The organism is Brevundimonas nasdae, from assembly GCF_016654005.1.
Taxonomy (GTDB): Bacteria; Pseudomonadota; Alphaproteobacteria; order Caulobacterales; family Caulobacteraceae; genus Brevundimonas; species Brevundimonas nasdae.
On sequence record NZ_JAEPWN010000010.1, the window covers coordinates 49656 to 71772 of the forward strand.

Annotated in this window: 14 protein-coding genes and 1 pseudogene; 8 read left to right on the forward strand and 7 right to left on the reverse strand. The window is 66.8% G+C overall.

Annotated elements, in window-relative coordinates; genetic code table 11:
• Positions 1-202: 202 nt before the first annotated feature.
• A complete protein-coding gene (locus JKF87_RS14520) occupies positions 203-3625 on the forward strand; it encodes a polysaccharide deacetylase family protein (protein ID WP_201100603.1) in 3423 nt (1140 codons plus the stop codon).
• 180 nt (positions 3626-3805) lie between these two features.
• Here the strand turns inward: JKF87_RS14520 and JKF87_RS14525 are convergent, their stop codons facing one another.
• On the reverse strand, positions 3806-5218 hold the full coding sequence (locus JKF87_RS14525; RefSeq protein WP_201100604.1) for a metallophosphoesterase: 1413 nt from the start codon (positions 5216-5218) through the stop codon (positions 3806-3808).
• A 170-nt stretch (positions 5219-5388) separates the two neighbouring features.
• Here JKF87_RS14525 and JKF87_RS14530 point away from each other — a divergent pair, with 170 nt between their 5' ends.
• Positions 5389-7629 carry a TonB-dependent receptor gene (locus JKF87_RS14530; RefSeq protein ID WP_201100605.1) on the forward strand — a complete coding sequence of 747 codons (2241 nt, stop codon included), beginning with the start codon at positions 5389-5391 and terminating at the stop codon, positions 7627-7629.
• Positions 7630-7733: 104 nt separating this feature from the next.
• Here the strand turns inward: JKF87_RS14530 and JKF87_RS14535 are convergent, their stop codons facing one another.
• Positions 7734-8945, reverse strand: a complete 1212-nt coding sequence (locus tag JKF87_RS14535) for an LL-diaminopimelate aminotransferase (protein ID WP_201100606.1) — start codon at positions 8943-8945, stop codon at positions 7734-7736.
• Positions 8946-9239: 294 nt separating this feature from the next.
• On the opposite strand from JKF87_RS14535, the gene JKF87_RS14540 reads away from it, so the two are divergent.
• Together JKF87_RS14540 and JKF87_RS14545 are read left to right on the forward strand one after the other, a co-directional pair.
• Positions 9240-10235, forward strand: a complete 996-nt coding sequence (locus tag JKF87_RS14540; protein ID WP_201100607.1) for a flavin reductase family protein — start codon at positions 9240-9242, stop codon at positions 10233-10235.
• A gap of 66 nt (positions 10236-10301) precedes the next feature.
• A complete protein-coding gene (locus JKF87_RS14545) occupies positions 10302-11489 on the forward strand; it encodes an acetyl-CoA C-acyltransferase (RefSeq protein WP_201100608.1) in 1188 nt (395 codons plus the stop codon).
• Between the two features lie 158 nt (positions 11490-11647).
• Here JKF87_RS14545 and JKF87_RS14550 read toward each other — a convergent pair whose 3' ends face one another.
• From JKF87_RS14550 to JKF87_RS14570, 5 genes are all read right to left on the reverse strand, one after another.
• On the reverse strand, positions 11648-12241 hold the full coding sequence (locus JKF87_RS14550; RefSeq protein WP_201100609.1) for a hypothetical protein: 594 nt from the start codon (positions 12239-12241) through the stop codon (positions 11648-11650).
• 318 nt (positions 12242-12559) lie between these two features.
• Positions 12560-15034 (reverse strand): PAS domain-containing sensor histidine kinase, encoded by a 2475-nt coding sequence (locus JKF87_RS14555; RefSeq protein ID WP_201100610.1) that lies wholly within the window; start codon positions 15032-15034, stop codon positions 12560-12562.
• A gap of 85 nt (positions 15035-15119) precedes the next feature.
• Positions 15120-15686 carry a hypothetical protein gene (locus JKF87_RS14560; protein ID WP_201100611.1) on the reverse strand — a complete coding sequence of 189 codons (567 nt, stop codon included), beginning with the start codon at positions 15684-15686 and terminating at the stop codon, positions 15120-15122.
• 82 nt (positions 15687-15768) lie between these two features.
• Positions 15769-16176: a CBS domain-containing protein gene (locus tag JKF87_RS14565; RefSeq protein WP_201100612.1), complete on the reverse strand. Its 408-nt coding sequence runs from the start codon at positions 16174-16176 to the stop codon at positions 15769-15771.
• A 59-nt stretch (positions 16177-16235) separates the two neighbouring features.
• Positions 16236-18044 (reverse strand): vWA domain-containing protein, encoded by a 1809-nt coding sequence (locus tag JKF87_RS14570; RefSeq protein ID WP_201100613.1) that lies wholly within the window; start codon positions 18042-18044, stop codon positions 16236-16238.
• 164 nt (positions 18045-18208) lie between these two features.
• On the opposite strand from JKF87_RS14570, the pseudogene JKF87_RS18405 reads away from it, so the two are divergent.
• From JKF87_RS18405 to JKF87_RS14585, 4 genes and pseudogenes are all read left to right on the forward strand, one after another.
• Positions 18209-19333, forward strand: a pseudogene (locus tag JKF87_RS18405) (monovalent cation:proton antiporter-2 (CPA2) family protein); the annotation flags it as partial.
• A complete protein-coding gene (locus JKF87_RS18410) occupies positions 19328-20083 on the forward strand; it encodes an NAD-binding protein (RefSeq protein WP_236261417.1) in 756 nt (251 codons plus the stop codon). The pseudogene JKF87_RS18405 and the gene JKF87_RS18410, both read left to right, overlap by 6 nt.
• Positions 20084-20149: 66 nt before the next feature.
• Positions 20150-21169 carry a phospholipase C/P1 nuclease family protein gene (locus JKF87_RS14580; protein ID WP_201100614.1) on the forward strand — a complete coding sequence of 340 codons (1020 nt, stop codon included), beginning with the start codon at positions 20150-20152 and terminating at the stop codon, positions 21167-21169.
• A 166-nt stretch (positions 21170-21335) separates the two neighbouring features.
• The gene (locus JKF87_RS14585) at positions 21336-22109 is read left to right on the forward strand and encodes an RNA methyltransferase (protein ID WP_201100615.1); all 774 of its coding nucleotides are present in this window, start codon (positions 21336-21338) and stop codon (positions 22107-22109) included.
• Positions 22110-22117: the final 8 nt, after the last annotated feature.

Genomic DNA, 22117 nt, shown 5'->3' on the forward strand with positions numbered 1-22117 from the left:
ACTCGTCGGTGAATTCGAAACGGGTGGTAGTCACTACTGTCACAAAACTCAAATTTCATCCTGACGCCTTCGGCGAAGGCGCGTGCGCGGTCGGAAACGGCCCATTCCGAACAGAGGGCCGGCCAAGGCCCACATCTCGCCGTTCTTCGCTTCTATGCGGCGAAATGACGCGCATCGGGCGCGATCGCTCCATAGATGCCGCATGACCGATCCTTCGCGTTCTGATCATCACGAACCGTCCGTGTTTCTGGATGCGACGGGGCGGCGCGCGCGGCGGCTGCGGTGGACGGCGGTGGCGGCGGCCTGTCTGGCCACGGTAGTCCTGGCCAGCTTCATCGCCAGTCTGGTGATCCTGCCGCGTCTGACGGGGGTGTCGTTCACGGCGCCCGTGCAGACGGCCTTCGCCCAGCACCTGCACGGGGCCGAGCACGCCCTGTTAAGACACATCGCCGTCGAGGATCGCCGCAAGACGCCGGTTTCGGCCGGACAGGACGCCGCCATTGCCGGCGCCTGGTTCGCGCCGTGGGAGGACGGGGCGCTGGATTCCTTCGTGCGTCATGCCAAGAATCTGACCCACGTCTATCCGACCTGGCTTCAGGTGCGCCCGGACGGCGGCGACATCCTGACGACCGACTGGGACCCGCAACACAGCCCCACGACCAACGCCCTGAGGGGGGCTGCCCGCGCCAACGGCGTGCGCATCGTGCCCGTCGTCAGCAACGCGACCGAAGGTCAGTTCGACAGCGCTCGGATCGACCGGATGCTGGCCCCCGAGAACAGCCAGCGTGTTATGGATCGCCTGGTCGGCTTCGTGCAGACGAACCAGTTCGCGGGCCTGCAGATCGACTTCGAACTGATGACGCCCGACCAGATTGCGCGCCTGACGCCGTGGCTGGCCCAGCTGCGCAGCCGACTGAACGCCCAGGGCAAGGAGCTGTCCATCGCGCTGGAGGTCGGACTGAGCGACCACGATATCAAGGCCCTGGCCGATGTCGTCGATTACGCGGCGGTCATGGCCTATGACGAGCATGGCGAGGACAGCCTGCCGGGGCCGATCTCCTCCGTCGGTTTCGTGCATCAGGCGCTGGAGCGGTTCACGCGGCTGGTTCCGGCGAACCGTCTGATCCTGGGCGTCGGCGTCTATGCCTATGACTGGCGCGAGGGCGCGTCGTCGGCGGAGTCCCTGACGACCACGGCGGCGCTGGCGGCGGCGCGGGGCTATCGACCGGACGATGATCCGGCCAAGGTCATGGACTTCGACGACAAGGCGCTGCAGCCGACCTTCAGCTACACCGACGATCAGGGCCGAAAGCACGAGGTCTGGCTGCAGGATGCTACATCGGTGGCCAACGCCCTGACCCTGAGCCGGGGCAGGGGACTGCGCGGCGCCGCCCTGTGGGCCTTGGGCGAGGAAGACCCGACCAGCTGGCACGTGTTCGGCCGCAACGCCGTGGCGCCGGGACAGACCGCGTCGGCCCTGGCGAACGTCACCCTGAAGCAGCAGATCGCCTTCACCGGACAAGGGGAACTGCTGAACGTCATCGACACGCCGCACCCCGGCGAGCGCAGCATCGAGGTCGATCCGGCCAGCGGCCTGATCGTGGACGAGGTGTGGAAGCGCTGGCCCTCGGCCTGGACCGTGCGGCGCACGGGCGCGCCCGACCACACCCTGGCCCTGACCTTTGACGACGGCCCCGATCCGCAGTGGACGCCCAAGGTGCTGGACATCCTGAAGGCCAAGGGGGTGAAGGCGACCTTCTTCATGATCGGCGGCAATGCGGCGGCCAATCCGAACCTGGTGCGGCGCGTCTATGCCGAGGGGCACGAGATCGGCAATCATTCCTTCACCCACCCCAACATGGCCCATGTCGATGACCAGCGGGTGCAGCTGGAGCTGACGGCGACGGACCGGGCGCTGGAGAGCATTCTGCACCGCCAGATCACCCTGTTCAGGCCGCCCTACAATGCGGATTCAGAGCCTGAGTCCTATGGCGAAATCCTGCCGATCGCGGTGGCGTCGCGGCTGGGCTACACCACCGCGGGCGAGTCCATCGACCCCAATGACTGGAACCTGACGCGGATCGGGCCGGACGGGAAACCTCGCCGTCTCCAGCCCCAGCAGATCATCGATGATGTGCTGGCCCAGGCCAGCGCAGGCCACGCCGTGCTGCTGCATGATGCAGGCGGGGATCGCTCGGCGACGGTCGCGGCCCTGCCTGCCTTGATCGACGCCCTGCGCGCGCGGGGATATCAGCTGACCACCATCGGCGGGCTGGTCGGCCAGACGCCCGAACAGACGATGCCGCCGCTGCCGGCCAATGAGCAGTCGCTGATCGTGGCGGATTCAGCGGCCTTTGGCTTCTCGCACTTCATGGGGGTGGTGCTGTTCTGGGGCTTCACCCTGGCGATCGCGCTGGGTCTGGCGCGGATCGTGCTGATGCTGGCGCTGGCGTCGCGACGCCGCCGTCGCCCGCCGGAGCCGGTCGAGGGCGCCGCGCCGCCCCGCGTCGACGTGCTGGTCGCCGCCTATAACGAGGCGACGGTCATCAACCGCACCCTGTCCAGCCTGCTGGCCAGCACGGGCGTGGATGTGCGGGTCATCGTGGTGGACGACGGATCGACGGACGGCACGCTGGAGGCCGTCACCGCCGTCTATGGCGCCGATCCGCGTGTCTTGATCCGCACCAAGCGCAATGGCGGCAAGGCGTCCGCCCTGAACCTGGCCTTGATGGAGGCGACGGCCCCGGTCGTGGTGGGCGTGGACGCCGACACCCAGCTGTCCATCGACGCCCTGGCGCGGCTGGCCGCCTGGTTCGTCGATCCCGCCGTCGGCGCGGTCGCGGGCAATGTGAAGGTCGGCAACCGCCGGGGACTGGTCACCCGCTGGCAGTCCATCGAATATATCACCAGCCAGAATATCGACCGCCGGGCGCTGGCGTTGCTGAATGCGGTCACCGTCGTGCCGGGGGCCATCGGCGCCTGGCGCACCGAGGGGCTGAGGGCGCTCGGCGGCTATCGTTCCGATACTCTGGCCGAAGACATGGATCTGACGTGGCGGGGGCGCGAAGCCGGTTGGGTCATCGCCAATGAGCCGGAGGCCCTGGCCTTCACCGAGGCGCCGTCCAGCCTGGAGGGCCTGTTGAAACAGCGTTTCCGCTGGAGCTTCGGCACCCTGCAATGCCTGTGGAAGCACCGCCGGTCGCTGTTCCGCCACGGCTGGTTCGGCAAACTGGCCCTGCCCAGCCTGTGGCTGTTCCAGATCATGGGGCAGGTGCTGGCGCCGCTGATCGACCTGCAGATGCTGCTGGCCCTGGTGATCCAGGGACTGACCTGGCTGTCCAGCCTGCAGCATTCCGACGTCAGCGCCGCGCCCAATCCGATGCTGTGGTTCACCCTGGCCGTCTATGTGGCCTTCACCGGGCTGGAGCTGCTGGCGGGCTGGATCGCCTATGGGTTTGATCGCGAGAAGCGAGGCGACCTGTGGCTGCTGCCGACCCAGCGGATCGTCTATCGCCAGATCATGTACATCGTCGTCTGGCGCGCCCTGACCCGCGCGGTATCAGGGCTGGGGCAGGCGTGGGGCAAGCTGCACCGCACCGGCGATGTGACCCTGCCGAACGGATAGGGCTAAGAATATCCTCGGTCATTCCGGGGCTGAGCGGAGCGAAGAACCCGGAACCCAGGGTCGCGATCCCGCTGCTGAACGCGTTCGACGCTGGATGAGAGCTTCCTGGGTTCCGGGTTCGACCTTCGGTCGCCCCGGAAGGACGGCGAAGGGTGAATATTGACCGCCCCGCCGGGCCGATCAGCGGTGCTGGATCGCGGCGGTGGCCACGGTCTTGACCCGCAGGTCGGGAACCTCGGTGAAGGCCAGGTCGGTGACGCCGAAATATTCGGACTGGTTGGTGGCGCACCAGTCGGTGGTGACGATGCGGATCGGGCTCGTCGCAGGGCTATCGAGCGTCGCCCCATAGACGAAGTCGCCCAGCCGCTCGGCGAAGGGGATGGGGCGGTCCTGATTGGCGCGCCGCATCAACTGGGCCAGGCGCTCAGGCGTGACCTCGGCGACCATCAGCTTGCCGTCGAAACGGACGATAGCGTCGAAGGCGTAGCGTGAGACGGGGCCGTCCGGCAGGCCGGCGCCCAGGGTGGTGTGGCCGATGAAGCCCGCCTGGGCGCCTGCGGCCCGGGCCATGGCGGCGGCGACAGCGCGGCCTGTGTCGCCCAGCGACAGTGCGGCGGGCGAGACGCCGATCACGGCGGTTTCCTCCGGCGTCAGGGTCGCCGCCAGGGTCGCGGCGATCAGGTCGGCGATGCGCGGCGACGGGGCCGCTGTCGCTGAAACGGGCGTGGAGGTGACTTGCGCCGTACCGTCTGCGCGCAGGGTCAGGGTCGTATAGGCGGCCGCCCAGGATCCGGTGTGGGCGTACTGGCTGCGGCCCTGCTGATGCTGGAACAGCAGGTGGTTGTGGCCGCCGATCATGTGGGCGCCGTCTGGCAGCAGGGGCAGGATCTCGCGATCCTTGGACACACCGGCATGGCTCATGACCAGCACCTGATCGGCGCCCGCCATGGCCTGGGCCAGATTGGCCCGCGCCCATTCGCCGGGCACGGGAATGGTCAGGTCGGCGCGGCTGGCGGCGGGATAGGTGTTGATCGAGTTTGTGGCCACGCCGACCACGCGCAGGGTCCGGTTCGGTCCGAAAGGCACATCGGCGGCGGCGGGCGCATAGGGGGCGCCGGTGCGGGTGTCGATGATGTTGCTGATCACCGTGATCCCCAGCCCCTTCAGGCGGGCGACCACGACGGCCAGGTCCGTCGTGATGTCGTTGTCGTGGTTGCCGATGTTGAAGACGGTCGGCGCGATCTTGGGCAGTTCGGCCAGGAAGGCCCAGTCGATGGCGCCGTCCGTGCGGACCGTGACGACATTGCCGTGCTCGAAACTGTCGCCGTCGATGGCGATGACATGGGGAACCGGTTGCGATGCGACCTCGGCCTCCAGCGCCGCCAGCAATGGGCCCAGCCGGTCATAGGCCGAATGGATGTCGGACATGGCCAGGACGCGACCTGTCACGGGGGCTGCATCTGGTGCGGGCGAATCTGCCCGGGCTGTGCGGGTGAAGACGGGGGCGGCCAGGGCGGCGACAGCCAGTCCCTGCAGCAGGCGTCGGCGGTCGGGCAGGGGGGCGAAACTGGGCACGGCCGAGTTTAATTCCATCAATTTCCATGCGGCGCAACGCTTGCGCTGCGGATTGCACGGCCAGCGGGGCGGTTTTCCGCGGCCTGTGGTCGCGTCGTCAAATCTTCATAAAAGAACAGTGTTCACTTATGGAGGTTCCCCCGCGCCGCGCCTAGAGGGGCCGCTTCTTCCCCGGGGATACTTCTATCATGTCAAACCGCCTCACCGCGTTGGCCGTCTCGGTCAGCAGCCTTGCTCTCGCCTTCGCCGCGCCCGCCATGGCCCAGTCGGCCGATGCGCCGTCGAACGCCGCCAACATCGACGACATCGTCGTCACCGCCCAGCGCCGCAGCGAGAACATCCGTGAAGTGCCGTTCGCGGTCACGGCCATGAACCAGGAAACCCTGACGACGATCGCCGCAGGCGGCGCAGACATCCTGTCGCTGTCGGGCCGCGTCCCCAGCCTGCAGATCGAAAGCTCGAACGGCCGCTACGCGCCGCGCTTCTACATCCGGGGCCTGGGCAATGTGGACTTCGACTTCACCGCATCGCAGCCGGTTTCGGTGGTGCTGGACGACGTGGTTCTGGAAAGCGTCTATCTGAAGGGCTTCCCGATGTTCGACGTGCAGCAGCTGGAAGTGCTGCGCGGTCCGCAAGGCACGCTGTTCGGCCGCAACACCCCGGCGGGCGTGGTCAAGATCGACACGGTCAAGCCGTCCGATGACCTGACCGGCTATGGCTCGCTGACCTATGGCAACCTGGGTTCGACCCGCGCCGAGGCCGGCGTCACCCTGCCGCTGTCCGACACCCTGTCGATGCGCGTGTCGGGTCTGTGGAACCACCGCGATGACTGGGTCAACAACGCCTATGACGCCCCCTTCGCCAAGAAGGACGGCAAGGACCTGGGCAATTTCGACGACATCGCCGGACGCGTCCACGTCGCCTGGACCCCGACCGAGCGCCTGTCGGCCCTGCTGACCCTGCAGGCCCGCGACTATGACGGCACCGGCACGATGAACCGCGCCAACGCCTTCACCAAGGGCTCCAACAAGCTGAACGACAATTTCGACCGCAAGACGGTCTGGTACGACGGCGGTCGCAACAACTTCCAGCGCCAGAAGACGACCTCGGAAACCCTGCAGGTCAACTATGACTTCGGCCCCGCGACCCTGACGGGCGTGGTCGGCGCCTATCAGGGCTCGTCGGCAGGCGACGGCGACATCGACGGCGGCGTGGCCTCGGCTCCGGCGGGCGCCCCCTACAAGACGCCGTTCAACGTCGAAAGCGGCACCCTGTCCAGCGACCTGCAGCAGAACACCTATGAACTGCGCCTGGCCTCCAACGGCGACAACCGCCTGGGCTGGCAGGTCGGCGCCTTCTACTGGCAGGAGCGGATCAACCTGGTCTCGGGTACCTTCAACGGCGTGGGCGGTCTGATCCCGACCAAGGTCACCGACATCACCCAGAAGTCCGACTCCTGGTCGGTGTTCGGTCAGGCCAACTACCGCGTGACCGACGCCCTGAAGGTGACGGCGGGCGTTCGCTACACCGAAGACAACCGCGACTATCTGGGCCGCATCACCATCGGCACGCCCGTGAACGGCCAGGGCGCGATCTCGGTCGGCGACGAGCAGGTCAGCTGGGACGTCAGCGCCCTGTATGAAGTCAATGACGCGCTGAACCTGTTCGCCCGCGTGGCCAAGGGCTACCGTGGTCCGTCGATCCAGGGCCGCAACCTGCCGGTCCTGACCACGGCGGACTCGGAAACGGTGATGTCCTATGAAGCCGGCTTCAAGAGCCGTCTGTGGGACGGCCGCGCGCGCCTGAACGGCACGGCCTACATCTACGAAGTCGACGACATGCAGTTCACCGCCATCGGCGGCGCCGACAACTCCAACCGCCTGATCAACGCCGAGAAGGGCGAGGGTTATGGTCTGGAATTCGACGGCGACGTCTATCTGGGCGCGGGCTTCAGCCTGTCGGCCGGCGCGGCGTGGAACCACACCGAGATCAAGGACAAGAACCTGCTGGTCGCCATCTGCACCGGCGGCTGCACGGTCACTGATCCGATCGTCAACGTCGCGGGTCAGAACCGCGCCAAGATCGACGGCAACCCGTTCCCGCAGGCGCCGGAATACACCGCCAACCTGACGCTGAACTACGTCCGCGCCCTGGGCAACGACACCGAGCTGTTCGCCTCGACCGACTGGGTCATGCAGAAGGACTTCAACCTGTTCCTGTACAACGCGGTTGAGTTCAAGGTGGACACCAGCTTCGAAGGCGGCCTGCGCGCAGGCTGGCGCGACCTGAACCGCGGTCTGGAAGCCGCCGTTTATGTCCGCAACATCACCGATGAAGCCAATGTCATCGGCGCCATCGACTTCAACAACCTGACCGCCTTCGTCAACGAACCCCGCACCTACGGCGTTCAGGTCTCCAAGCGCTTCTAAGACCAAGGCGCTGTTCCAAGACTGAAAAAGCCCCCGTCGATGTCATCGGCGGGGGCTTTCCTTATCGGCCTGTCAGCGTTGAAGCCGCGTCAGGTTCGACGCGATCAGTCCCCGACACGTCCGGGCGGCACATTGACGCCCCGCGACTTCAGGAAGGCCTTGATGTTGCGCGCCGCCTGACGGATGCGCTGCTCGTTCTCGACCATGGCGATGCGCACGAAGCCCTCGCCGTTCTCGCCGTAGCCGACGCCCGCTGCGACCGCGACCTTGGCGTGGGTCAGCAGCTGTTTGGAGAACTCAAGACTGCCCAGGTGCGCCAGCGCGGGCGGAAGCGGCGCCCAGGCGAACATCGAGGCGGCGGGCTTGGGGATCTCCCACCCGGCGCGGGCGAAGCTGTCGACCAGCACGTCGCGACGGCGGTGATACAGTTCGCGGTTCTTGTCGACGATGTCCTGCGGGCCGTTCAGCGCCGCGCAGGCCGCCGCCTGGATGGGCGTGAAGGCGCCATAGTCCAGATAGGACTTCACCCGCGACATGGCCGCGATCAGCTTCTTGTTGCCGACCGCGAAACCGATGCGCCAGCCCGCCATGCTGTAGGTCTTGGACAGGGAGGTGAACTCGATCGCCACGTCCTTGGCACCCGGCACCTGCAGGATCGAGACGGTCGGCTTGCCGTCGTAATACAGCTCCGAATAGGCCAGGTCGCTGATGATCCACAGGTCGTTGGCCTTGGCGAAGGCGACGGCGCGTTCATAGAAGGCCAGATCGACCGTCTCCGCCGTCGGGTTCGACGGATAGTTCATCACCAGGATCTTGGGACGGGGCACGGTGAAGGCCATCGCCCGCTCCAGCGCCTCGAAATATTTCTCGTCCGGGGTGGTCGGCACGCTGCGGATCGTGGCCCCGGCGATGATGAAGCCGAAGGTGTGGATCGGATAGGACGGGTTGGGCGCCAGGATCACGTCGCCCGGCTCGGTGATGGCGGTGGCCAGGCTGGCCAGACCTTCTTTCGAGCCCATGGTGACGATGACCTCGCTCTCGGGGTCGACGTCGACGCCAAAGCGGCGGCCATAGTAATTGGCCTGGGCGCGGCGCAGGCCGGGAATGCCCTTGGACTGCGAATAACCGTGGGCGTCAGGCTTGCTGGCCACCTCGATCAGCTTGTCGATCACATGCTGGGGCGGGGGCAGGTCCGGGTTGCCCATGCCAAGATCGATCACGTCCTCTCCCGCCGCTCGCGCCGCCGCTCGCATCGCATTGACTTCGGCGATGACGTAGGGCGGCAACCGCCGCATGCGGTAGAATTCTTCGGACATTGGGTAAGCTCGTGACCAGATCGTATCTGAGCGTGAGGGCAAGGTCAGACACAGCGCCTGACGGTCAAGACCCTTCTATAACCGCGACGCCGAACGCAAGCGGCCAGTGCGTCGAAGGTGCGATTAGCGCACGATCGTTTGGCCGAAACCGCTGAGCGGTTCCCGCACAAGCACGAAACATGCGCTCGCTTTAATCGGGGTGCTGATTTGCGAGGCCTGAACTGAAACGCGGCTTGCCATACAGGCGCGGCGTCGGGCAGGAGGTCCGGTTGATGGGCCGGTCTATGGGCGGACATGCACGAACTTGATTTCCAATCCTGGGGTCGCGCGGACGATCCGGCGGTCGTGATCTGCACGACTGAGGCGGACAGCGCCGACTGGCGCGCCTGCGCCGAGGTTCTGGCGGGCGCGGGACGGCACGTGTTGATGCCCGCTCTGACGGATGCGGTCGACGCCCTGCCGCGTCTGCGTGAGGCGCTGGTGGGACTGCCTTCCCGACCCGTTCTGGTGGCGGCGGGCGCCTGGGCGTCTGAAGCCCTGAAGCTGTTTTCCGACGGCCAGACGCCGCTGCTCAGCGGTCTGGTGTTGGTCGATCCGACCGGCGCGGCAGATGCGGAGGTTCAGATCAACACGCCGTCGCTGGTGGTGGGGCAGGGGGCGGACGCCGCGGCCTTTGCAGGGGCGCTGAAGGTCCAGCCCGTCTCGCCCAGCGACGCCGTCGCGGACCTGAACGGTTCGGACGCCCTGGCTGCGGTCCTGCTGGGCTTTCTTGAGCGCTGCGCGCCGCGTCAGGCGGTGCATTACGAGGCCGGTTCGGATGCGCGGGTGCTGCGCGACGCCATGGGCTGTTTCGCCACCGGGGTCACGGTGGTCACCACGCGCGACGAGAACGACCAGCCCATCGGCCTGACCGCCAACTCCTTCACCTCGGTGTCGCTGGACCCGCCGCTGATCCTGTTCTGTCTGGCCAAGGCCTCAGCCAGTCTGGAGCGGTTCCGCGCCGCGCCCCATTTCGCCGTCAATGTGCTGCACATCGGCCAGCAGCCGACCTCCGGCGTCTTCGCCCGCCCGTCATCCGACCGCTTCCAGGGCGTGGAGTGGGAGACCTGGGACAGCGGCGCGCCCATCCTGTCCAACTCGCTGGCCAGTTTCGAATGCGACGCCGATCAGGTGGTGGATGCAGGCGACCATCTGGTCTTCATCGGCCGGGTGACCCGCGCGCGGTTCGAACCGCATCGCGACCCGCTGCTGTATTTCCGGGGCAAATACAGGCGGCTGCATTTCTCCTGAGCCCCTGCGGTTCACACGGGCCTGACGGATCGCTATCTGTCCCTCAAAGATAAAGAGGAAATCGTCATGGCCACCGCCGATCCCGTCGTCATCGTCTCTTACGCCCGCACGCCGATGGGCGGGTTCCAGGGCGCGCTGTCCGAGGCCAAGTCGACGGACCTGGGCGCGGTGGCGGTGAAGGCGGCGCTGGAGCGGGCCGGTCTGGATGCAGGCAAGGTCGAGCAGATCATCATGGGCTGCGTCCTGCCTGCAGGGCTGGGCCAGGCGCCGGCGCGTCAGGCGGGCATGGGCGCGGGCCTGCCCGTCTCGACCGAGGCGACCACCATCAACAAGATGTGCGGTTCGGGCATGCAGGCGGCCATGATGGCGCATGACGCCCTGGCCGCCGGTTCCGCCGATGTGATCGTGGCGGGCGGCATGGAGTCCATGACCAATGCTCCATACCTGATGCAGAAGCACCGGGGCGGCGCGCGCATCGGCCATGACGTCATTTCCGACAGCATGTATCTGGACGGGCTGGAGGACGCCTACACCCCCGGCAAGCTGATGGGACAGTTCGCCGAGGACACGGCCAAGGCCTATCAGTTCACCCGCGAGCAGCAGGACGCCTACGCCATCGAAAGCGCGGGCCGGGCCAAGCGCGCGCAGGACAGCGGCGGCTTCGACGCCGAAATCACCCCGGTCGAGGTCAAGACGCGCAAAGGCGTGGTGACGGTGGACCGCGACGAACAGCCGACCAAATCAGACCCGTCCAAGATCCCCAACCTGCGCCCCGCCTTCGGCGCTGACGGCACCATCACCGCCGCCTCGGCCGCCTCGATCTCTGACGGCGCGGCGGCCCTGGTCATGATGCGCCAGTCGACGGCGCAGGCCCTGGGCCTGACGCCGGTGGCCCGCGTGGTCAGCCAGGCCGCTCACGCGCACGAGCCGCACCTGTTCACCACGGCCCCGGTCTTCGCTTTGCAGAAGGCGCTGAAGAAGGCAGGCTGGAGCGCCGACGACGTGGATCTGTGGGAGGTCAACGAGGCCTTCGCCATCGTGCCGATGATCGCCATGCAGGAACTGGGCATCCCCCACGACAAGATCAACGTCAACGGCGGCGCCTGCGCCCTGGGCCACCCGCTCGGCGCATCCGGCGCCCGCGTCCTGACAACCCTGCTGGCCGCCCTGAAGGCCCACGGCAAGACCAAGGGCATGGCCGCCCTGTGCATCGGCGGCGGCGAAGCCACGGCGATGGGCGTGGAGTTGATCTAGGGAGGGGGCTAAGCAGGCCTTGCGAGCATTCGTCACGGATGGTTAACGATGTTGGCGCTCGCGCAGAAAACGAACACTACGTCCGATAAGGATGAAGCATCGGCCTTTAAGTAACGGCATGCCAAATTGAAGCTTTGTATCGGACACTGGATATGGCGCTACGCCTTGCTTTGCGCTAAAAGCTCCTCAAGGCGCCGTCGGCTTTCCTCAAGCTGTTCAATGTATTGTCGCGCCTGAAATTCTGAAACTCCAACGCCGCCGTTCTGTGCGATCACGTTGCGTAAGTTCGTTTGAGAGGCGAGTAGAGACCCATAGCTGCCGGAAATCACTCCCATTCCGGTGAGCGCAAGAAGTGTATCTTCGGTCGAAATGTCATTCGGCACGCCGTGGCGATTGGCCAATTCCCGAATAAGCTCTTCTACAGGTTTAAACGCCCGTATCATTCTCGGCGCTATGGGCATGTTTATTTCAGAACGAGCCTTATTCGCCCACTCTTCATAGGACTTGATTGCATCGTCACGGCGCGGGGCTCTGGCTTGAGCATCTATGTTTCGCTGCGGCGTTGGGGCTACGGCCTTCGCCGTCTCGGAGGTAGAGTTAGAACTTTCAATTTCCTTTGCGACATTTTCAGACGGCAGTGTGGAGACGGAATCTTGTTCTATACTCAGATCATCACCTCCAGCGCCTTCCAAAGCTGTCGCTGCAGACAAAACCTCAGTTGCACGAAGGCTCTGGTCAACTTGGGCGGTCACACTACCAATCCCTATCGAGGTCACTCGAGATAGGATTGCTCTTATTTCTAATCGGAATAGTGCAAGGCAGGTTATAATGACCGCAGGCCACGCCATCGCTCCTACCATTGAAGCAATGGAGCTAAGCCAGTCTGGCCCTTCGCCGACGAGCTTAATTGTCATGTCGGGGGTGAGGAGCGTGGCCATAACGAAAAGACTACTCTGATTCCTCCTGAAGTTTTACGCTCCTCAAGCCCCGCGAGCAGACAATCCCATTGTGCGAGTTGAGTTAGAAAGCGACATCGCTTTCCGGGCTAACAGAACGTCAAGCGAACGCCCTTAAGCCGCGAACGCCGCCCGGATCGGTTCGACGTTGCTGCTCGGGCGTTTCACCGGCAGGTCGAAGCTGACCACGGTGCCGACGCCGGGTTCGCTTTCCATGTTCAGTTGGCCGCCGTGCATCTCGATCAGCGACTTGGTCAGGGCCAGGCCCAGGCCGGTGCCTTGCGTCGTCTTGGAGTGCTGACCCTCGACCTGTTCGAACGGGCGGGCCAGGCGAACCAGGTCTTCGGGCGCGATGCCGATGCCGGTGTCGGCGCAGGCGACGCGGATGCGGTCGCTGCCGTCCATGGCTTCAAACCGTTTCAGCGACACAGTGATGGCGCCGCCCTCGGGCGTGAACTTCACGGCGTTGGAGATCAGGTTCAGCATGATCTGCTTCACGCCGCGGTGGTCGGCCTCGATGTCCGGGATCTCGCGCGCCTCGACATGGATCTTCAGTCCGGCGTCCTGAACCTTGCCGCGCATCAGGCGCACCGCGTCCTCGCAGACCTCGGTCATCGACACGGGTTCGTAGTGCAGGGTCATCTTGCCCGCCTCGATCTTGGCCATGTCGAGGATGTCGTTGATCAGGCTGAGCAGGTGTTGGCCCGACTTCAGGATGTCGCCTGCATAGCCCTTGTACTTGTCGTTCAGCGGCCCGAACAATTCGCCGGCCATGATCTCCGAGAAGCCGTTGATGGCGTTCAGCGGCGTGCGCAGTTCGTGGCTCATATTGGCCAGAAACTCGGACTTGGCCTGGTTGGCGGCTTCGGCGCGGGTCATGGCGACCTCGTACTTGCGGGCCAGCAGGGCCAGGTTCTCCTGGCTGCTCTCCAGCTGGATCACCATCTGGCGCAGGCTGTCGGCGGCGCGGTGCAGTTCGACTTCCTGGCGCTTGATGGCGGTGATGTCGGCGGCGGTGACGACAGAGCCGCCTTCGGAGGTGAACCGCTCGGACAGCTGCAGCCAGCGCCCGTCGTGCAGTTCGACCTCGCGCAGGCCCGCCCGGCCGTCGGCGGGGGCGTGTTCGGCCTTGATGGCCAGGGCGGCGATGCGGTTCAGTTCATCCTTCTGGGCGCCGCGACGCACGACGCCGGGGCCGAAGCCGAAGGCGTCCTCGAACGCCTGGTTCCACAGGATCAGACGACCCTGGCGGTCGAACAGGACGAAGGCGTCCGAAATGCTTTCGACCCCGTCGCGCAGACGACTTTCGGCCGCCTGTGCCGCCGCCTTGGCGCGGCGCGCCTCGGTGATGTCCAGCGCCACGCCCAGAATGGCGGTGTAGCCCGTGTCGCCGCGCACGCCGCGCGCCTGACCCCGCGCGTCGATCCAGCGGGTGCGGCCGACCTCGTCCGGGACAGGGAAGGTGACGGCGAAGGCGCCATAGGCCGCAGCCTGGCGCAGGGCGTGTTTCACCTCTTCGCGGAAGCGGGGGTGGATGCGGGCCAGCACGGTTTCCGCCTTGACCGCGCCGCCGCTCTCGAAGCCCAGCAGAGTGGCCATATAGTCCGACAGGGTGACTTCCTCGCCCGCCAGATCCCATTCCCAGACGCCGCATTTCGCGGCCTCGACGGCGACGCGGAAGCGCTTCTCGGACGAGGCCCATTCGCGGCTCATCCGCGCCTGGGACACGCGTTGCAGCAGGACCAGCAGCAACATGCCGATGCCCAGAAACAGCGGCACGGCCAGGATCCAGGCGTCGTTGATCATGGCCCGCCCGCCTGTCAGCGGGGCGGGAGAGGCGGCGATGGCGATCAGGCCGTGCTGGTCCAGAGCTTCGGCATAGATGTTCGTCGTGGCGTCGCCTCGCGTAATCGAACGGGGCTTGGCGTCGGCCAGCAGGCCCTGGTGCGAAAGGCCCAGCACGGTCTGGACGCTCTGGCCGATCTCGGCCGTGATCGGCGACGCCAGGATGACGCCTTCGGCGGAGGCCAGACGCAGGGTGGCGATGTCGCGGTCGGCGGCGGGCGGATTGATCTGCGCGACCAGTCGGCGGCCCTGGGCGGCGGGGCCGTTCAGCAGCAGCGACTTGTCGGCGGACAGGCGCAGGTCGCCGTCGGTCGGGTTCAGGCCCGATGCGAAGGATCGCGCCTCGGCTCCGGCGGAGGCCAGCACCACGCCATTGCCGCTGATCACGCCGAAGGCGACGCCGGGCGCGGCGCGGCGGGCGACGTCGGCGACATCGCTGGGCGCGGCGTTGGCGGTCAGGGCGGCGGTGGCGGCGTCCAGTCCGGTGTCGGCGGCGGTCAGCCGGGCCTGAAGATGGGCCGCGTAGAGGCGCGCACCCTGCTGCAGCACCTGATCGCGCAGCTCATGCGCCTCACGATCGGGGCGCGCCACCTCGCGGCTGACCATCAGGGCATAGGCCGCCAGACCAAAGGCCAGGGCCAGGATCGTGATGCGCAGCCAGCCGGGCATGCCCGCCGAACGGGCCGGGACGCGATCCGAGGCGCGGCGCCCCGGATTATTCTCGCGCCGCTCCGTGCCTGGCAAAACTGTCTCCCGAACAAATCAGTTGTGGGGGGAATCTAGGCTGCGTCGCAGATTCCTGTCGAGATGTGGTTAATGAAATCTGAAATCAGGCTGCGGCGGCGGGCGAGACCAGGCCTTCCGGGGCCTTGGCCAGCACTTTCGACACGTTTCGCAATATGGTGCGGGCGCGCCCGGCCAGCTCCAGCACGGCAGGCGGGGCGTCCTCGGGATTTTCCGCCGTCAGGGCCATGATCTCCTCCGCCAGCTTCATCAGCTGCGGGGCCGCCGTAATCAGGCGGGCCTGATATTCGATCAGACCGGGGTCGCGATTGTACTCGGCGCCCGGCACGCGCCAGCCGCCCCAGTCGGCGTCATCGGTCACCACGACGGGATAGGTGCCGGGATGGGGGTGGTGCAGGCAGTCTTCCAGCAGCTGCCACTTGTTGCGAGCGCGCATCAGCCGCCATTCGCCGTTGGCGACGGCGGAAGGGTCGTCGGCCGCCAGCATCAGCTCGTGGGCCAGAAACTCGCGGCCCAGACCGACGTCATAGGTGACGCGCACCGGCTCATCGAAACCCTTGGCCCACACGGGCTGGACCTGTTCGATGGCCGCCCATGCGCCGACGCACTCGACCCAGACCTTCTGGCCCTTCTGGAACTGCGCACGAGCCATTCCATCTTCTCCGACGAAATTCAGTCGGCCAGAATGAATGGCGAAGGTTGAAAACCGGTGTGGGGGCGCGGTTACTCAGCCCTTAACGTGAGATGCTCTCCAGCGCCTCGCCCGCGTACTTCTCTTTCACGCGGATCGACAGGTCGCCCAGGGACACCACGCCGACGACGCGGCCGTTCTTGTCGACCACCGGCGCGCGGCGGATCTGGCGCGACGCCATCAGGTCCAGCACCACCTTCAGGTCGTCGGTGTCCAGCACGGTCTGCGGATCACGGGTGATGAACTCGATCACCGAGGCGGTGGGCGCGGCCCCAGCGGCCAGGGCGCGCACCACGATGTCGCGGTCAGTGATCGTGCCGATCAGCCGGTCGCCGTCCGCCACCGGAATGAAGCCGAAACCGCCCTTGGCCATGCGGCTGGAGACGTCCTGGATCGTATCGCCGGGGTGGGCGAGGTGGACATCCTTGGTCATCACGTCACGAATCTTCACGGCGGGTCTCCTGATGTGTGCTGGGCTTGAGAACCCGCCGCGAAGATTGCGGTTCCGCTTTACGGCGTGCGGCGCTCGGGCAGGCTCTGGGCCGCGCGGACCATCTGAACGAACTCGGCCCGTTCGCCCAAGGGGTCAGAGCCGCGCGCGCCCTGGGCCTGGTCGATGATCCGGTCCCAGCCGTAGTCGGGGTTCATCCAGGGATCATTCCGCAGCTTCTGGCCGAAGGCGGCGACGGCGATGGCCCAGCGCAGGGCCTCGGGCGGCTGGGCGCTGACGCCGCCTGACGTGCGGTTGGTCAGGGGCTGCTGGATCAGTTGAGAGGTGGCGGCGCCCGGCTGTTTGTAGCGCACCTGGACAAAGCCGATCTCGCCGTTCGGATCGCCGCCACCAACACCAATGCGATTATCGGGATAGCGACGATCGGGGATCTGCGTCGGACCGCCCACGGGGGTGATCTCATACAGGGCCGTGACGCTGGCCCCCGACCCGACCTCGCCCGCGTCGATGCGGTCGTTGTGGAAGTCTTCCTCGTTCAGCAGACGGGTCTCGTATCCGATCAGCCGCCATTCAGCGACGCGGGCCGGGTTGAACTCGACCTGAATCTTCACGTCATCGGCGATGGGGAAGGCGCCCTTGTCGAACAGGGGGCCGAACAGGCGCCGCGCCTCGTTCAGACTGTCGACATAGGCGGCGGTTCCGTTGCCGGCCTGGGCGATGGCCTGCATACGCGCGTCCTGATAGTTGCCGCGCCCGAAGCCGTAGACGGACAGGTATATGCCGGTCTGGCGTTTGTCGGCGACATAGTCCTCCAGCCGCTTGTCATCGGTGACCCCGACGTTGAAATCGCCGTCGGTGAACATCAGGATGCGGTTGACCTTGTCGCGGGCGAAACTGGCCTGGGCCTGGTCATAGGCGTTGGTCATGCCGGTCGCGCCCGCCGTCCCGCCTGAGGCGTACAGGCTGGCCACGGCGCAGCGCATCTTCAGCTTTTCCGTGCCGCGCGTGGGCGCCAGACGCGTGCCTGCCCCCTCGGCGTAATAGGTGACGGCCAGGGTGTCCTGCGGGCGCAGGCGGTCAATGATCAGGTTCATCGACTGCTGGGCCAGGGCCAGCTTGTCCGGGCTGTTCATCGAGCCGGAGACGTCGACCAGGAAGGTCAGGTTCAGCGGGCGGCGCTGGGCCTCGGGCAGTTCATAGCCCTGCAGTCCGATCTGCACGATCTGGCGTCCCGGCGCCCAGGGCGAGGCCGCGACGCCGGTGGTGATGGCGAACGGCTGCGCCTGCGACCGCGGGCGGGCATAGCCGTAGTCGAAATAGTTGATCAGCTCCTCGACCCGCACGGCGTCGCGCGGCGGGGTGCGGCCTTCGTTGATGAAGCGGCGGACATTGGCGTAGGCGGCGGTGTCCACGTCGATCGAGAAGGTCGAGACCGGCTGGTCAGCCGTCCGCTTGACCGGGTTTGGCGTGGCGTCGGGATAGCGTTCGGTGTCGGCGGGCGGGGGCGTCACGCCCGGCAGCACGCGCGAGCCGGACGTCACGATCTCGTTCACGGCGGGGGCGGAATATTCGATGCGGGCGTCTCGCTGAGCCGGCTGGATCGTCGCTGGGGGAGGCGGAGGCGGAGGCGGCGGAGGCGGAGGCGGAGGAGGCGGCGCAGGCACGCCCGGCAGGGGGGCTATCCGGCCGCGGCGAACGATCGTGGTCTGATGTCTCTGGTTCAGGTCGAAGCCGAGGGGCGCGCAGGCTGCGGGGGTCGCTTCACCGTCTCGCGGCGTCGCCGCGGCGAAGGTTGGGACCGCGGCGGTCGGAGCGGCGACGGACAGGGCCAGCAGCGCCGATGCGGCGATCCTGAGGGGACGGGTCATGGCTTCCTCCGGTTGTCGATCAGCCTAGTCGCAAGCGCGGCTTGGGCGAAACTGTGGCGCGCGGCGCCGTCCGCCGCACAGTGATCCGCCACCGTGTCATTTGCGCCATCTCGCAATCCGGCGGTTTCGACCCCACAATAGGTCTTCAACATGATGGAGGGCCGATGGCCGAGGCGACGACAGGACTGGATCTGGGCGCGGCGGCGGCCCTTCTGGCGGCGGGCGTTCTGGCTGTGCCGATCTTCAAGCGCATCGGCCTGGGGGCGGTTCTGGGCTATCTGGCCGCCGGTCTGGCCATCGGCCCCTTCGGCCTGAAGCTGTTCCGCGAGCCTGAGACCATCCTGCATGTCGCCGAGTTCGGCGTGGTCATCTTCCTGTTCATCATCGGGCTTGAGATGCGGCCCAAGCGTCTGTGAGGGCTGAGGCGTGAAATCTTCGGCCTGGGTGCGGCCCAGGTGCTGTTCTGCGGCCTGATCCTGACGCTTACGGCCATGCTGGCGGGCTTTTCGGCGCCGGTCGCCTTCATCGGGGCCATGGGCTTCGTCCTGTCGTCGACCGCCGTCATCATCCAGATGCTGGAGGAGCGCGGCGAGATTGCGGGCGGGGCGGGCCAGAGGGCGGTGTCCATCCTGCTGCTGGAAGACCTGGCCATTGTGCCGCTTCTGGCCATCGTCGCCATCCTGGCCTCCGTGACCGGCGTGGCGCATGAGACCGCCCCGCCCTTGTGGCAGACCATCGGCCTGGCGGTCGCGGCGGTCGGCGGGGTGCTGCTGGCGGGACGCTATGCGGTCAATCCGGTCTTCCGCCTGCTGGCCCGATACGGCGGGCGCGAGGTTATGACGGCGGCGGCGCTTCTGGTCGTGGTCGGCGCGGCCTGGGCCATGTCGCTGGGCGGCCTTTCGATGGCTATGGGCGCCTTCCTGGCCGGGGTTCTGCTGTCGGATTCGACCTTCCGGCACCAGCTGGAGGCGGATGTGGAGCCGTTCCGCGCCATCCTGCTGGGCCTGTTTTTCCTCAGCGTCGGCATGTCGCTGGATGTGTCGGTGGTCATTGCCGACTGGCGGCTGGTCATCGGCGGCGTGGTCGTCTTCATGGCGATCAAGGCGCTGGGCATCTATGGCGTCGCGCGCCTGTTCAAGGCGTCCCACCACGAGGCTGTGGAGCGCGCCTCTCTGTTCGCGCAAGGCGGCGAGTTCGCCTTTGTCCTGTATGGCGCCGCCATCACCGCGGGCCTGTTCGACGCCCGTGTCGGGGGGATGCTGACGGCCATCGTCATCCTGTCGATGGCCCTGACGCCTCTGACCAGTCTGCTGACCACCCGCCTGCTGCCAAAGCCCAAACAATCGGCCGAGGATGCGGACGACGTGGACTTCGCCAAGGACCTGCGCGGCCAGGTGCTGATCATCGGCTTTGGCCGTTTCGCCCAGGTGGTGTCCCAACCCCTGCTGGCGCGCGACGTGGACGTGTCGATCATCGAGAACGACGTGGAGATGATCCAGGCCGCCTCGCAGTTCGGGTTCAAGGTCTATTACGGCGACGGCACCCAGCTGCACACGCTGCGGGCCTCGGGCGCCGAAGAGGCCGAGATCGTGTTGGTCTGCATCGACAAGCCTGAACAGGCGGACCGCATCGTCGAACTGGTCAAGCACGAGTTCCCGACCACCAAGATCATGGCCCGCGCCTTCGACCGGGGCCATTCGATGCGGCTGATCCAGGCGGGCGTCGATTACCAGATCCGCGAGACGTTTGAATCGGCGCTGAAGTTCGGCGAACGGGCCCTGGTCGAACTGGGCCTGGACGAGAGCGAAGCCGCCGACACCGTGGGCGAGGTGCGCCGTCGCGACGAGGCGCGTCTGGACCTGCAGCTGACCGGCGGTCTGGCGGCGGGACGTCAGCTGATGCGCGGCAATGTGCCGACGCCGCAGCCCGCCCCCTATGTCAAACCGCGTCGCGAGGGGCGTCTGCTGAACGAGGACGAGGCGGGGCCGCCCGCCCCTGACGCCGCCGATACGGCCGACGCCGAGCAGGCCGGCGTCTGACGCGGGTGGAGGCGGCGGCAGCGATAGGCTAGAGCGAAGCCATATCCCCCACCGAGGTCCGTCTTCATGAAACGTCTCGCCATCGCCGCCCTGGCGGTTCTTGCGGTCGCCGCGCCCGCCGTCACCGTCACCGCCTGGGGCAACACCGGCCACCGCCTGATCGGGGTGGCGGCGATGCGCGCCCTGCCCAGCGATCTGCCCGCCTTCCTGCTGACGCCCGGCGCCATCGCCGATGTCGGCGAACTGGCGCGTGAGCCGGACCGCTGGAAGGGCGCGGGCCAGCCGCACGACCGCGAACGCGACACCGCTCACTTCGTCGATCTGGATGACGAAGGCCGCGTCTATGACCAGCGCGGCATGGCCATCACCGCCCTGCCGCGCCTGAAGTCGGAATATGACGCCGCCCTGACCCAGGCGGGCCTGAAGGTCGATGACGCCGGTTACCTGCCCTACGCCATGATGGACGCCTGGCAGCAGCTGGGTCGCGACTTCGCCTATTGGCGCGTTCTGACCGCCGCCGAAAAGCGTGAGACGAACCTGGAGCGTCAGGCCTGGTACAAGGCCGACCGCGTCCGTCGCGAGGCCCTGATCCTGCGCGACATCGGCGTGCTGGGCCACTATGTCGGCGACGGCTCGCAGCCGCACCACACCAGCATTCACTTCAACGGCTGGGGCGACTTCCCCAACCCTGAAGGTTTCACCAACTCGCGCCAGACCCACGGCCAGTTTGAGGGCGCCTTCACCAGCCGCGTCGCGCGTCTGGACACGGTCGAGGCCGCCATGGCGCCTCTGAACATCGACGGGTTCGACGTGAAGGCCCGCACCGTCTCCTATCTGACCACGACACTGGGGACGGTGATCCCCTTCTATCGTCTGGAGAAACAGGGCGGTTTCCGCGACGTGGATCCGCGCGGCGCGGCCTTCGTCAACGAGCGTCTGGCGGCGGGCGCCGCGGAACTGCGTGACTTCATCACCGCCTCCTGGCGCGCGTCCGCCACCGCCTCCATCGGCTGGCCCGCCGTCAAGGTCGCCGAGGTCGAGGCCGGAACGGTCGATCCGTGGAAGTCGATGGTCGGCGACGACTGAGCCGATTTCCCTTCTCCCCTTGCGGGAGAAGGTGGGCCCGCAGGGCTCGGATGAGGGGTTTTGCAGCTTTTGACGGGTGAGTAGTCCACGCTTTGTGTGACCCCTCATCCGTCTCGCTGCGCGAGCCACCTTCTCCCACAAGGGGAGAAGGCCTAGAAGGCCGCCCATGTCCGACCTGACTCCCCCCGCCGTCATCCTCGACAAGTCCCAGATGGCCGAGAACATCGGCGCCGTGGCGCGGGTGATGGCCAATTTCGGCCTGACCGATCTGCGTCTGGTTACGCCGCGCGACGGCTGGCCTCAGGAGCGGGCCTGGGCCACGGCCTCGGGCGCTGACTGGGTGCTGGAGGGTGTGCGCGTGTTTGACAGCGTCGCCGAGGCCATCGCTGACTTGAACACCGTCTTCGCCACCACCGCCCGCCCGCGTGAGACGCGCCAGCCCGTCCGCACTCCGCGCGAGGCCAGCCGCGTCCTGTATGACGACACCGCGTCCGGCCTGAAGACCGGCCTGCTGTTCGGCGGCGAGCGCGCGGGACTGGAGACGACCGATATCGCCCTGTGCGCCGGGATCGTCACCATTCCCATCGACCCCAAACACCATTCCCTGAACCTGGCGCAGGCGGTGGCGATCAACGCCTATGAATGGCGCACCCTGATCCTGGACGCCCCGCCGCCGCGCTTTCGCGAGGGCGAGGCGCCCGCCTCCAACGCCCTGCTGGTCGGGATGTACGAACATCTGGAGGAGGAACTGGAGAACGGCGGCTTCTTCTATCCGCCCGAGAAGAAGCGTTCGATGAGCCAGAACCTGCGCGTCATGCTGGGCCGCGCCGCCTTCACCGAACAGGAGGTCGCCACCATGCGCGGCGCCATCCACGCGCTGGCCAAGGGACGTGGGCGGGTGCTGGCCAAGCTGGCGGCGGAACGGGCCAAAAAGGACTGATCGTCATT